Raw genomic sequence first — 13,368 nt, forward strand, 5'->3', positions numbered from 1 at the left:
ATTACAGCCCCATTTTCACCAGTTTTGGCAGGTTCTCTTTGTCCAGGCTTTCGGTGTTGTTGCCGAGGATGGTGTGGGTCGCCTCGTCAACTTTCACTTTGCCCAAACCCTCGATGGTCATTCCGTCGGTGATTGGCTCTTTCTTCTGCATCATGTCGGCGATACGTACGAAAACTTCGCCTGCGGTCTGCGGATTCCAGATGTAGCCGCCTTTGATCGCGCCGCGCTGCACCAGCGATGCGCCCTGGCCAGGACTGAAGGCTCCAATTACGCACACCTGATCCATCTTGTTACGGTTCATCACCGCACGACCGGCGCCAATCGGACCTTGTGAACCAAAGGCCATAATCCCTTTCAAATCCGGGTACTTGGACATCAGCTCGTTGGTAGTACGGATCGAGTCATCCAGCGATTCGCCGACGCCAAACTTGTCGGTGACCATCTGCATCTTCGGATAGTGTTCTTTCTGATAATTCAGCGCCGCATCGGTCCACTGCTGATGCAATGGCACGGTCAGGCTGCCGACGTACATGGCGTATTTGCCCTCTTCATGCATGCACTTCGCCAGCGCTTTCATATGGTTGATGCCGTGCGTCGGCGCATCCACCAGTTCGAAGTCCCAGTTAGCGCCTTTCTGATCCGGCGATTCGTGGGTAATGACTTCAATGCCGGCATCACGGGCGCGTTTCAGCACCGGCTCCAGCACTTTCGGGTCATTCGGCACCACGCCAATGATGTCGACCTTCTGGGCAATCAAATCTTCGATAGCACGCACCTGCAAAGCGGGATCGGCCGCCGTTGGGCCCACCATCCACGCGTCAATGCCGCGTTTGGCCGCTTCACTCTTGATGCCCGCTTCCATGGCGCTGAACCACGGAATACCGCCAATTTTCACCACGATGCCCATGCGTAATTTGTCAGCAGCGTGCGCACCGGAGGCGGCAAACAGGGCGAGTAGAGAACAGGCGATAAGATGTTTTTTCATAAAGACTCCGATTTAATTTTTTATTAGCTGCATAGAATGGCTGCGCTGGGAGCAATCAATAATATTGACGCCGTTCCACGCTAATTCTTGTTCCAGCTCTTTGTCTTTTAATTGGTCAGTAATGAGAAAGTCCACATCGCGATAATGACAAATACGCGCGAATGAGGGCCGCAGGAATTTACTTCCGTCCAGCAGCAGATGTTTTCTTTCCGCTGCTAATAACATTTGCTGTTTTAAATGTGCGTTGTTTTCGTTACCTTCGCGTAAATAACCGTCATTGCCTAAACTGCTACAGGAAAAAAAGATCTTATTAATCTGAAATTCCCTGAGCGGTTGCTCGGCGACTACGCCGTGGAAATCTTCATAACGGTCAGAATATTCTCCCCCCAGACAGATAGTGCGGATGCTGCCGCGTGCCGCAAGGGTTTGCACAATCCTGATGGAGTTGGTTAATACCGTTAATTCAATATCTGGCAGCTGTCGCGCTAAATACCAGCAAGTGGTGCTGCTATCGAGTAATATACAATCGCCGGGGCTAATGAAATCGAGTGCGCGTTTGGCAATAGCCATCTTGGCATCAACGTGTTCATTTATTCTCTGGCGGAAAGATAATTCATACTCGTTAACGACTCTTGTATTCCCCTGAATGTTAGCGGCCTGTCGTTTTGCTGGTACCGCACCACCGTGACTGCGTTGTAACAGACCACGTTTCTCCAGCTGAGTTAAATCACGCCGAATGGTTTCTTGTGAAACCTGACATAACGTGACTAATTCAGCGACAATGACCCGACCATTTACATTTAATTCGTCAATAATTCGCTGCTGTCTTTCAATCGGCAACATACTAACCTCCGATGGTTATAAATTACTGGAATGCGCATTTAGAAAGTGTGGGCTGCGCACGAGTCCACAGTCCCCAAAACGCCTTAGCTGATTAGAGTGATCTGGATCTGTCTTTAATGTAAATGAGATGTCTGGTTATCAAAATTAAGTGATGCACTTCACATAAATGCGCCTAATGTCGCGAAATCCGCGTTCTACGCGCGTTGCATAGCCGCAACATGGATTTAACCTAGCATGACTGTTTATGACCGTTTGTGTGTATTTGACCGTTTTGTGATGCGTCAACAAGAGTGCGACGAATCCGATTGAGCAGGAATCGGTCAAAAAGGATGATGAGCCATTGCGTTATCCAATACCCGATTGCCACAAGGTGATGGCTTTTTCAGCGGTTGACCCCGCTTTTAGGGCCGGCTCACAGTTTATGCCTGCTGACAGCGTTCCCGTTGCGCTATTATTTTCTTTCCAGGAATTTGGGGACCGATTTTTTTGATGTCGTATTGGATGAAGTTACTGCTTTTATTGCCCTTTCTTTTTGTCGCGTGCGTACAGGCTCAGCCACTGCAAAAGTCATTTTCTGACTGGCAACTGACCTGTAACAATGCGGCTTTTTGCGTGGCACGCAGTTTTCCCGGTGACAACGGCTTAGTGATGACGATCTCACGTCATGCTGGCGTCAACGATCGCCCCTTGTTGCGCATTGATTACGGCAGCGGCTACAGCGGTGAGCTGCCGGGCGGCCCGCTAAAGGATAATTTGCTGCTCGATCAACGCCGTTTGACGCCGGATCTCAAACACTGGACGGTGGAGCCGCACCATCTGGCGACCAGCAATGCTATCGCCATCGACGAGTTCCTGGCGCAGACACTGGATGCGCAAAATCTGCAATTGACCTACAAAGCCAACGCCACCATTCCGCTCAGCGGCATGAAGGCAGCGTTACTGTTGATGGATGATGTGCAGGGGCGCGTTAACGGTGCCAGCGCTTGGGTGAAGCGTGGCGACCGCGTGCAGTGGGATGTGCCGCCGCAACCCGCGTTGCCGGCGTTACCCGCGCCGTTACCGCCGCCGCCGCCGCTGACGCAGGAAGAGACCAGCGGCTTAATTGATTTTGGTACTTGGCGGGTAAATACCGATAACTGCTCGCTCGATCCGTTGCGACGTGAAGTGAGCGTTTCACCGCTGACCGACAGCAAAGCGCTGCTGCTGATCAGCTGTGAAACCGGTGCTTATAACGTTATCGATCTGGCATTTGAAGTGACGCGTGATGCGCCTTACGTGTCGCGTGGTTTGAGCTTAACGCTGCCGTTTACCCCAGCATCACGCAGCGATAATCAGCTGGAGTTGGTGAACGCCGAATTCGATGCCAGCCATGGATTGCTCTACACCTTCAGTAAAGGACGGGGATTGGGTGATTGCGGCGTGGCGACGCGCTGGCAGTATGACGGCAACGAATTTGTACTGGCAGAGTATGCGGAAGAGAAGACCTGCGATGCGTGGCACAGCAGTGAAGACTGGCCAACACTCTGGGTCACTGAATCGCAAAATCCGGTGCAGTCGCGTTAATCAGTAGGGTCGCCATTAATGGCGACCTTCCCCCATATGATTAACGAATCGCTTGCACCGTCATCGGTGAACCCGACTGATTGCCCACCAGCTCGGTCAGCATATTATTCACGCCATCGCTCATCGGAGTGAAACGCGTTAACGGCGAGCGCGTCACCACCACAAACACACCAACGTTGTGCTGCGGCACCATCGCCATATAGGTAATGAAACCGCCGCCGCCGCCGGTTTTCTGAATAATCCCCGGACGACCTTCCTTCGGCCCCATATAGACCCAACCCATGCCCAGCGCATCGGCGCGGCCCGGCACATCCATGCCTTCCACTTTGGTTAGCTGGTCGCGGCGGTAGATCAGCGTTTGCAGGCGATCAATTTGCGGCGTGCGGTGATTCACCGCCGAGTTGAGGAACTGCTGCATCCAGCGGCCCATATCGTCTGGCGTTGAGTAAACGCCGCCGCTGCCGATAGCCGCCAGCGTGTTGTTGCACGGACTGGCGCCTTTCTCCGCAATCATCAGACGCTGACACTGATCCGGTGACGGCGTGAAAGTGGTGTCTTTCATGCCCAACGGACGCGTTATCAACTGCTGAAACAGCGCCGGATACGGCATGCCCGCCGCTTTGGCGAGAGCATCGCTCAGCAAATCAAAACCAAGATTGGAATAGGCGGCATTGGTGCCCGGCGCGGCTTTTAATGCGGCGCCGCTCAGCCATTGCCAGCGATCGGACTTGGTCGGCCAGACAAACACCGGACGATGCGGTTTACCGCCGGGCTGCTCGCGCGGCAGGCCGCTGGTATGCGTGGAGAGGTTAATCAGGCGAATCGGCTGGCCGTTATAGCTCGGCACGCGCGCGCCGGGCGGCGCGTATTTGCTTAGCGGATCGTCAAGACGCAGTTGACCGCGCTCGGCCATCTTCACCATCACTTCGCTGGTCATCAGCTTGCTGAGCGAGGCAATACGAATCACCGAATCAGGCTGCGGACGCACGTTGTTGCCGGGGCGCGTATCACCAAAGCTGGCGAAAACCCGCTGATTGCCATCAATTGCCACCAGCGCCATGCCGGTTGCGCCGCTGCCATAGAAAATGTGCTCGGCGTAACGATCAACAATTTGCGATGCCAACAGTGGATCGGGCGATGACTGCGCCATGCTTTTTAATGGAAGCACTGAAACCATTAAGGCCAGTAAAAAAGGAGTACGTTTTTTCAACGGGAAAGCGTCCGCTATAGGAATCGGAGGAAAGCTTATAGTAATCAGTTTGAGCGAGGCGTGAAGGGGGCAGGGCGGATTTTTTTCTGTATCAGGCTGTGATCAAAAAATGGCCCTTACGCCAAAAAGACGCAGGGCCAGATCGATTAGTGCGGCTTGAGTAATGCTTCGGTATGGCTAACGATGTTCTCGACGGTGAAACCGAATTCCGGGAACAGTTTGCCGGCCGGAGCAGACTCACCAAAGGTGGTCATACCGACAATCGCGCCGTCCAGCCCGACATACTTGTACCAGTAATCTGCAATACCGGCTTCGACCGCCACGCGCGCTTTCACGCCGGAAGGCAGCACCGATTCGCGATAAGCGGCATCCTGCTTATCAAACACGTCGGTACTCGGCAGCGACACTACGCGAATTTTGTGGCCGTTGGCGGTGAGTTTTTCCGCCGCGCCGAGCGCGATTTCAACCTCTGAACCGGTGGCGATAATGATCGCTTCCGGTGTGCCCGCGCTATCTTTCAGCACGTAACCACCGCGCGCGATATTCGCCACCTGCTCTTTGCTGCGATCCGGCTGCAACAGATTCTGACGCGAAAGAATCAGCGCGGTTGGCCCGTGATGGCGCTCAACGGCAGCTTTCCAGGCTACAGCGGTTTCTACCTGATCGCATGGACGCCACAAGCTGAGGTTTGGCGTAACGCGCAAGCCAGCGATTTGCTCAACCGGCTGGTGCGTAGGACCATCTTCGCCAAGGCCGATGGAGTCATGCGTATACACCAGCACCTGACGCGCCTTCATCAGTGCCGCCATGCGCACCGCGTTACGCGCATACTCGACGAACATCAGGAAGGTGGCGGTGTAAGGCACGAAGCCGCCGTGCGTGGCGATGCCGTTGCCAATCGCCGTCATACCAAATTCACGCACACCGTAGTGAATATAGTTACCGGCGAGATCATCTTTGATCGATTTCGAACCCGACCAAATAGTGAGGTTGCTTGGTGCTAAATCCGCCGAACCGCCGAGGAATTCCGGCAGCAGCTTGCCATACACTTCCAGCGTATTTTGTGAGGCTTTACGGCTGGCGATTTTTTGCGGATTAGCCTGCAACTGCTCAATAAATTTCTGGGTTTCCGTTTCCCAATTTACCGGCATTTCGCCACTCACGCGGCGGCTGAATTCCTCAGCCAGCTGCGGATGGGCAGCTTTGTAGGCGGCAAATTTCTCATCCCAGGATTTTTCACGCTGACTGCCGGCTTCTTTAGCATCCCATTGCTGATAAATCTCTTTGGGAATCTCAAATGCCGGGTACTTCCAGCCGAGTTTCTGTCGCGTCAGCGCCACTTCCTCTTCGCCCAGCGCTGCGCCGTGCGACTCTTCTTTACCGGCTTTATTCGGCGAACCGAAACCAATCACCGTGCGGCAGATGATCAACGAAGGCTTATCGGTAACGCTTTGCGCTTCCTTGATCGCCGCCGCAATGGCTTCTGGATCGTGGCCATCAATACCTTCTGCGCTGCCGATTACATGCCAGTTATAGGCTTCGAAGCGTTTATGGGTATCATCGGTAAACCAGCCTTCGGTTTCACCATCAATCGAGATACCGTTGTGGTCGTAGAAACCAATCAGCTTGCCAAGACCGAGCGTACCGGCCAGCGAGCTCACTTCGTGCGAGATGCCTTCCATCAAACAGCCATCGCCCATAAACACGTAGGTGTAATGGTCAACGATATCGTGATCGGGTTGGTTAAACTGCGCCGCCAGCGTGCGCTCGGCAATCGCCATGCCTACGGCATTGGCTAAACCCTGGCCGAGCGGACCGGTGGTGGTTTCGATGCCTGGCGTGTAACCGAGTTCCGGGTGACCTGGCGTTTTGGAATGCAACTGGCGGAAGTTTTTCAGCTCTTCCATCGGCAAATCGTAACCGGTGAGATGCAGCAAACTGTATTGCAGCATCGAACCGTGACCGTTGGAAAGAATAAAGCGGTCGCGATCAATCCATGCCGGATTATTGGGATTATGGTGGAGGAAATCGCGCCATAAAACTTCGGCGATATCTGCCATGCCCATCGGCATGCCGGGATGTCCGGAATTTGCTTTTTGTACCGCATCCATGCTGAGTGCACGAATCGCGTTAGCCAACTCTCTGCGTGAAGACATAAGGTTCTCCCTTGTGATTTGGCGATAGCGGATGAGCCAATGCCCATCCGCCATAAGAGTGAGTGCGGATTACAGACGAGAAGAGAGCACGTCTTCCAGCTTTTGCTGGTCGATGGCGAACTGACGGATGCCGTCTGACAGTTTTTCTACCGCCATCGGATCCTGATTGTGTTCCCAGCGGAATTCCGCTTCAGACAGTGAAGCAGGCTGATGGAAGCCTTCGGTTGATGGCTCCAGCTTACGCTCCAGTGGCGCATCACTGTTGGCCAGCTCTTCCAGCAGGTTAGGGGAAATTGTCAGTCGGTCGCAGCCGGCCAGCGCCTGAATCTGTTCCACTTTACGGAAGCTGGCACCCATGATGACGGTGCTATAACGGTGCTTCTTGTAGTAATCGTAGATACGACGCACAGATTTCACGCCCGGATCTTCATCAACCACATACGGGTCGATCGGTTTGCGTGAGTTGTACCAGTCATAAATACGACCAACAAACGGCGAGATCAGGAACACACCGGCTTCAGCACAGGCACGCGCCTGAGCGAAGGAGAACAGCAGCGTCAGGTTGCACTGAATACCGTTTTTCTCCAGCTCCTCGGCGGCTTTGATGCCTTCCCAGGTGGATGCCAGTTTGATCAGAATGCGTGAGCGGTCGATGCCGTACTCTTCGTACAGACGTACCAGCTTCTCGGCTTTGGTAACGCACATGCCACGATCGAAGGAGAGGCGCGCATCCACTTCGGTCGAAACACGGCCCGGTACGCTTTTCAGAATTTCCATACCGAGGTTGATCGCCACTTTGTCGCTGGCGTTAATGATTTGCGTCTCTTTGCTGCCGCCCTGTTTTTTTGCGTAGTCGATGGCGTCATCAATCAGATGTTTGTATGCGTCGAGACCGGCGGCTTTCAGAATCAATGATGGGTTGGTGGTAGCATCTTCCGGGTGGTAATGGCGAATGGATTCGATATCGCCGCTGTCCGCCACCACGGTGGTGTACTGTTTTAATGCATCTAGCTGGTTCATCACTTAACTCCTTGATTAGCAATAATGTGGGCAAAGGTGTTGCACCCATTCCTGTTAAGTATTGGTCCAACACAGTGCTACAGACGTTGCACGAAGAAAATGCGTTTTCTCTGATTGTGACGTCGTGGCGCTTAAGAGGTGCGATAGTGAAAGGAGGTCTAGCCTAAACGGTTCAGCTACGCTTTTTGCCATCAATAAGAATAGCAGGCTGTGCCGATCCCGCAGGCGAAGCGGTGGCAATCTGTGCCTTTCAGACTGTGCGTTCTTTGAGCGCCTTCACCCTCTTTTGTGCCGCACATTCCTATACTGAACGCTCACTTAGCTGCGCCAAAGGATGCCTAATGGACGATCAACTCAAGCAAAGCGCTCTCGATTTTCACCAATTCCCCACGCCCGGAAAAATTCAGGTTTCACCCACCAAACCTCTCGCCACACAGCGCGATTTGGCGCTGGCCTATTCGCCCGGCGTCGCCGCACCTTGTCTGGAAATTGCTGCCGATCCGCTGGCGGCGCGCAAATACACCGCGCGCGGTAATCTGGTGGCGGTAATCTCTAACGGCACGGCGGTGCTGGGGTTGGGCAATATTGGCGCGCTGGCGAGTAAGCCGGTAATGGAAGGCAAGGGGGTGCTGTTTAAAAAGTTCGCTGGCATTGACGTGTTTGATATCGAAATCGATGAGCGCGATCCCGACAAGTTGATTGAGGTGATTGCCGCGCTGGAACCCACTTTTGGCGGTATCAACCTGGAAGATATCAAAGCGCCCGAGTGCTTCTATATTGAACAAAAGCTGCGTGAGCGCATGCAGATTCCGGTGTTCCACGACGATCAGCACGGCACGGCGATCATCTGTACTGCGGCGGTGCTCAACGGCTTAACCATCGTCAAAAAAGCCATCAGCGATGTGCGGCTAGTGGTCTCCGGTGCGGGTGCTTCGGCGATTGCCTGCCTGAATCTGCTGGTGGCGCTCGGCATGCAGCAGCACAACATTGTGGTATGTGATTCTAAGGGCGTGATCTATCGCGATCGCGAGCCGAATATGACGCCGACCAAAGCAGCTTACGCAGTAGACGACAGCGGCGCACGCACGCTGGATGAGGTGATTGGCGGCGCGGATATCTTCCTCGGCTGTTCCGGCCCCAAAGCATTAACGCCGGAGATGGTGCAGAAGATGGCGCAGGATCCGCTGATTCTGGCGCTGGCCAATCCCGAACCGGAAATCATGCCGCCGCTGGCAAAACAGGTGCGGCCCGATGCGATTATCTGTACCGGCCGCTCTGATTTCCCCAATCAGGTGAACAACGTGCTGTGTTTCCCGTTTATCTTTCGTGGTGCGCTGGATGTAGGTGCCACGGCGATCAATGAAGAGATGAAGCTGGCGGCGGTACACGCGATTGCGGCGCTGGCGCAGGCGGAGCAGAGCGATGTGGTGGCATCGGCATATGACGATCAGGATCTGAGTTTCGGCCCGGAATACCTGATTCCCAAACCTTTCGATCCGCGCTTGATTGTGCAGATCGCGCCAGCGGTAGCCAAAGCGGCGATGGAATCGGGCGTCGCTACGCGACCAATTGAAGATTTTGATGCCTATCGCGAGCAGCTCACCGAGTTCGTCTACAAAACCAATCTGTTTATGAAACCGATCTTCTCGCAGGCGCGCAAAGATCCCAAACGCGTGGTGCTGGCCGAAGGCGAAGAGGTGCGCGTGCTGCACGCCACACAAGAGTTGGTGACGCTGGGCCTGGCGAAGCCGATTCTGATTGGCCGCCCGAACGTCATCGCTATGCGTCTGCAAAAGCAGGGTTTAAAGATCGAGGCAGGCAAAGACTTTGAGATCGTTAATAACGAGTCCGATCCGCGTTTCAAAGAGTACTGGAACGAGTATTACCAGATTATGAAACGGCGCGGCGTGACGCCGGAAACCGCCCAGCGCGCGGTGATCGGCAATCCTACGTTGATTGGCGCAATCATGGTGCATCGCGGCGAGGCTGACGCGCTGATCTGCGGCACCATCGGCGATTATCAGGAACATTACGACGTGGTGGAGAAAGTGTTTGGGCTGCGTGAGGACGTGAAGGTAGCGGGCGCGATGAATGCGCTGTTGTTGCCGAGCGGCAACACCTTTATTGCCGACACCTACGTTAATGAAGATCCCAGCGCGGAACAGCTGGCGGATATCACGCTGCTGGCGGCAGAAACGGTGCGACGCTTCGGCATTGAACCACGCGTGGCGCTACTGTCACACTCCAGCTTTGGCACCTCGAATGCGCCGGGCGCGCGCAAAATGCGCGAAGTGCTGGCGCTGATTCAGCAACGCGCCCCGGATCTGGAGATTGACGGCGAGATGCACGGTGACGCGGCGCTGGTCGAGAGCATTCGCCGCGAACTGATGCCAGATAGCCCGCTGAAAGGCACCGCGAATTTGCTGATTATGCCGAATGTCGAAGCGGCGCGAATCAGCTATAACCTGCTGCGCGTCTCCTGCTCCGAAGGTGTCACGGTGGGACCGGTGCTGATGGGGATCAGCAAACCGGTGCATGTGCTGACACGCATCGCATCGGTGCGACGCATTGTGAATATGGTGGCGTTAGCGGTGGTGGAGGCGCAGACAGAACCGTTATAGAACCCTCAAAAAGGTCGCCATGAATGGCGACCCTACGAGTTATTTCAGCCAATCTTTCACTGGCAGGAAATCGCGGTACAGCGCGGCTTCGGGGGAGTCGGCTGCGGGCTGATAATCGTATTCCCAGCGCACCAGCGGTGGCATCGACATCAAAATGGATTCGGTGCGACCGCCGGTTTGCAGGCCAAACAGCGTGCCGCGATCCCACACCAGATTGAACTCGACGTAGCGACCACGACGGTAAAGCTGGAACTGGCGCTCGCGATCGCCCCACGGCAGCGCTTTACGCTTCGCCACAATCGGCAGATAGGCGTTGGCGAAACCGTTGCCGACCGCCTGCATGAAATCGAAGCAGTAATCGAAATCGGGCGTGTTTAAATCGTCATAGAACAGGCCGCCGATGCCACGCTGCTCGTCGCGATGCTTGAGATAGAAGTAATCATCGCACCACTTTTTGTAGCGCGGATAAACCTCTTTACCAAACGGCTGGCACAGATCGTGTGCGGTTTGATGCCAGTGCAGCGCATCCTCTTCGAAGCCGTAGTAAGGCGTGAGATCGAAACCGCCGCCAAACCACCACACCGGATCGGCACCCGGTTTTTCCGCAATAAAGAAGCGCACGTTGGCGTGGCTGGTTGGTACATAAGGATTGGATGGGTGCACCACCAGCGACACGCCCATCGCTTCAAAGCTGCGGCCAGCCAGTTCGGGACGATGTGCGGTAGCGGAAGCCGGCATTTGATCGCCGTGCACGTGCGAGAAGTTAACGCCAGCTTGTTCAAATACCGCGCCATCACGCAAGACGCGACTGCGTCCGCCGCCGCCGCCGGGACGTTGCCACTCATCTTCGGCAAAGCTCGCCTTGCCATCTTCCGCCGCTAATTGGGCGCAAATATCATCTTGCAGCGCCAGCAAAAAGGCTTTGACGCGGGAAATATCGGGATTGCTCATCAGTCACTCGTTCCGGAAATTTGCCGCGATTCTACCACAGGATAAAGGCTATGCTTCGCGACGATCGACCTCATCAAAGTAGCGTGCGATGCCGTCGGCAATGGCGCTGGCAATTTTCTGGCGGAACGCCTGCGTGCCGAGCAATTGTTCCTCACGCGGATTGGTAATGAAGGAGGTTTCCACCAGCACCGAGGGAATCGACGGCGATTTCAGCACTGCAAACGCGGCCTGCTCGGTGTGCTGACTGTGCAGATGATGCACCGGGCGAATCTGATCGAGAACGTGCTTGCCGAGCGTCAGGCTGTTGCGGATGGTATCGGTCTGCACCAGATCGAACAAAATCTGATTGAGGTAATGATCTTTATCCTGCACCTCGGCACCGCCCACTTTGTCGGCGTCGTTTTCACGCTGCGACAGATAACGCGCCATCGCGCTGCTGGCACCGCGATTGGAAAGGGCAAATACCGATGCGCCGTTAGCATCCGGGCTGGTATAGCCGTCGGCGTGAATCGACATAAACAGGTTAGCGCCGTGCTGATGGGCAATTTCGACGCGCTGATAAAGCGGAATAAAGTGGTCGCTGTCGCGCGTCAGGCGTACTTCGATGCGCGGATGCGACTGCAGCAGCGTCTTCACGGTGTTAGCGATCGCCAGCACGATGTGTTTTTCTTCCGAACCCTCTTCGCCGACAGCGCCGGAATCGATACCGCCGTGGCCGGGATCGATCATCACGATGCGTTTGCCGTTGCTGGCGGGTTTCGGTGGCGTATGGCGCGGACTGACGCGCAAATCGCTGTTCTGTTCTTTGGCCTGCACCGCGCGCGGTGACAACACCGCCAGCGCTAAACCGGAAAGTATCAGTTGGCGACGATTGGTAAGGCGCTTTAGCAGTGAAATCTTCTTCATTTACGGGTCCATGGCAGGTAAATCCTGCCCAGTGTTATAGCGTAACAATTGCCAGGCGGCGACCTCGTAACTATTTCAAGTGTTTACTTTCTATTGCAACTGACTAACAGCGATGTCGCGCTTTTTTTGCCCCGTTGTCACGCGTGAGGGTTGCGCCTGGCAAAGAATGCGTGATAATCAGCGAATTGTGCCTAACAGCAGGGTAACGTCGATGGAAATCCGTTCTTTCCGCCAGGAAGATTTTGAAGAAGTGATCACGCTCTGGGAGCGTTGCGATTTGTTACGCCCATGGAACGATCCCGAGCTGGACATCGAACGCAAAATGAACCACGACCCGGAACTGTTTCTGGTCGCGGAAGTCGGTGGCGAAGTGGTCGGTACGGTGATGGGCGGCTACGACGGCCATCGCGGCTCTGTCTACTATCTGGCGGTGCATCCTGATTATCAGGGCCGTGGTTTTGCCAATGCGTTGATGAATCGTCTTGAGAAGAAGCTGATTGCGCGCGGTTGTCCAAAGATCAATTTGATGGTGCGTGAAGAGAACGATCAGGTGGTGGCGTTCTATGAAAAGCTTGAGTACGAGCCGGTGGATTCGCTGCTGCTGGGCAAGCGTTTGATTGAAGATCGCGAGTATTAATGGTCGCTTTGAAATACCTTCCCGAAGAGTACGATGCGAAAGGGCAGCTGCGGCTGCCGTTTCTTTTCTGGCTGATCCTGTTATTACAGGCGCGCACCTGGCTGCTGCTGGTGATGGCGGGCGCATCGCGTCAGCAGGGCAATGATTTGCTGGCGCTGTTCTATCCCGATCGCCAAAGCTTCTGGCTGGGACTGGCGTTAGGCATTCCGGCGGCGATTGGCTTGTTGCTGACCGGCTATCGTCAGCGCTGGCCGCGCCTGTGGCAAAGCTGGCGTCATGTATTGAGCGCATCGTTACTCATCAGCCTGCTGTGGCAAGGTTTCAGTCTGCTGCAAGGTGCCTTTCCCGACTCGCCGCTGCCGCTGTTATTGACGCTGTTTGACTTGCTGGCGCTGTTCTGGCTGCAAACGCAACATCGCCTGCGCGACTGCTTTCTGCCGGAACATCAGCACATCGAATAAACTTTTTGCCGGTTT

The 13,368-nt window shown here is 54.9% G+C and carries 11 protein-coding genes; 4 read left to right on the forward strand and 7 right to left on the reverse strand.

Annotated features, from left to right (window positions below):
- Nucleotide 1 precedes the first annotated feature (1 nt).
- Together BM323_RS09690 and BM323_RS09695 are read right to left on the reverse strand one after the other, a co-directional pair.
- The gene (locus BM323_RS09690) at nt 2–985 is read right to left on the reverse strand and encodes a substrate-binding domain-containing protein (RefSeq protein WP_008107852.1); all 984 of its coding nucleotides are present in this window, start codon (nt 983–985) and stop codon (nt 2–4) included.
- A gap of 12 nt (nt 986–997) precedes the next feature.
- A complete protein-coding gene (locus BM323_RS09695) occupies nt 998–1,828 on the reverse strand; it encodes a DeoR/GlpR family DNA-binding transcription regulator (protein ID WP_008107851.1) in 831 nt (276 codons plus the stop codon).
- Nucleotides 1,829–2,317: 489 nt separating this feature from the next.
- Here BM323_RS09695 and BM323_RS09700 point away from each other — a divergent pair, with 489 nt between their 5' ends.
- Complete coding sequence (locus tag BM323_RS09700; protein WP_008107849.1) at nt 2,318–3,391, forward strand: DUF1176 domain-containing protein; 1,074 nt, start codon at nt 2,318–2,320, stop codon at nt 3,389–3,391.
- Nucleotides 3,392–3,431: 40 nt separating this feature from the next.
- On the opposite strand, the gene ampH is transcribed toward BM323_RS09700, so the two are convergent.
- The 3 genes from ampH to tal form a co-directional block, all read right to left on the reverse strand.
- Nucleotides 3,432–4,601, reverse strand: coding sequence for a D-alanyl-D-alanine-carboxypeptidase/endopeptidase AmpH (gene ampH, locus BM323_RS09705; protein ID WP_008107847.1), 1,170 nt, complete (start codon nt 4,599–4,601; stop codon nt 3,432–3,434).
- A 146-nt stretch (nt 4,602–4,747) separates the two neighbouring features.
- Nucleotides 4,748–6,757: a transketolase gene (gene tkt, locus BM323_RS09710; RefSeq protein ID WP_008107845.1), complete on the reverse strand. Its 2,010-nt coding sequence runs from the start codon at nt 6,755–6,757 to the stop codon at nt 4,748–4,750.
- 69 nt (nt 6,758–6,826) lie between these two features.
- On the reverse strand, nt 6,827–7,777 hold the full coding sequence (tal, locus tag BM323_RS09715; protein ID WP_008107843.1) for a transaldolase: 951 nt from the start codon (nt 7,775–7,777) through the stop codon (nt 6,827–6,829).
- Nucleotides 7,778–8,118: 341 nt separating this feature from the next.
- Here tal and maeB point away from each other — a divergent pair, with 341 nt between their 5' ends.
- Nucleotides 8,119–10,398: an NADP-dependent oxaloacetate-decarboxylating malate dehydrogenase gene (maeB, locus tag BM323_RS09720; RefSeq protein WP_091003713.1), complete on the forward strand. Its 2,280-nt coding sequence runs from the start codon at nt 8,119–8,121 to the stop codon at nt 10,396–10,398.
- Nucleotides 10,399–10,437: 39 nt separating this feature from the next.
- Here maeB and hemF read toward each other — a convergent pair whose 3' ends face one another.
- Both hemF and amiA read right to left on the reverse strand, forming a co-directional pair.
- The gene (gene hemF / locus BM323_RS09725; RefSeq protein ID WP_008107839.1) at nt 10,438–11,349 is read right to left on the reverse strand and encodes an oxygen-dependent coproporphyrinogen oxidase; all 912 of its coding nucleotides are present in this window, start codon (nt 11,347–11,349) and stop codon (nt 10,438–10,440) included.
- Nucleotides 11,350–11,397: 48 nt separating this feature from the next.
- Nucleotides 11,398–12,255 (reverse strand): N-acetylmuramoyl-L-alanine amidase AmiA, encoded by an 858-nt coding sequence (amiA, locus tag BM323_RS09730; RefSeq protein ID WP_008107837.1) that lies wholly within the window; start codon nt 12,253–12,255, stop codon nt 11,398–11,400.
- Between the two features lie 211 nt (nt 12,256–12,466).
- Here amiA and BM323_RS09735 point away from each other — a divergent pair, with 211 nt between their 5' ends.
- Entirely contained in the window at nt 12,467–12,892 is a 426-nt protein-coding gene (locus BM323_RS09735) for a GNAT family acetyltransferase (protein WP_007889032.1), read from the forward strand.
- Nucleotides 12,892–13,353 carry a DUF2919 domain-containing protein gene (locus BM323_RS09740; RefSeq protein WP_008107834.1) on the forward strand — a complete coding sequence of 154 codons (462 nt, stop codon included), beginning with the start codon at nt 12,892–12,894 and terminating at the stop codon, nt 13,351–13,353. Before BM323_RS09735 ends, BM323_RS09740 begins: the two co-directional genes overlap by 1 nt.
- The last annotated feature ends 15 nt before the right edge of the window (nt 13,354–13,368 follow it).

This window comes from Pantoea sp. YR525 (assembly GCF_900116775.1).
In the GTDB taxonomy this organism is placed as follows: Bacteria; Pseudomonadota; Gammaproteobacteria; order Enterobacterales; family Enterobacteriaceae; genus Pantoea; species Pantoea symbiotica.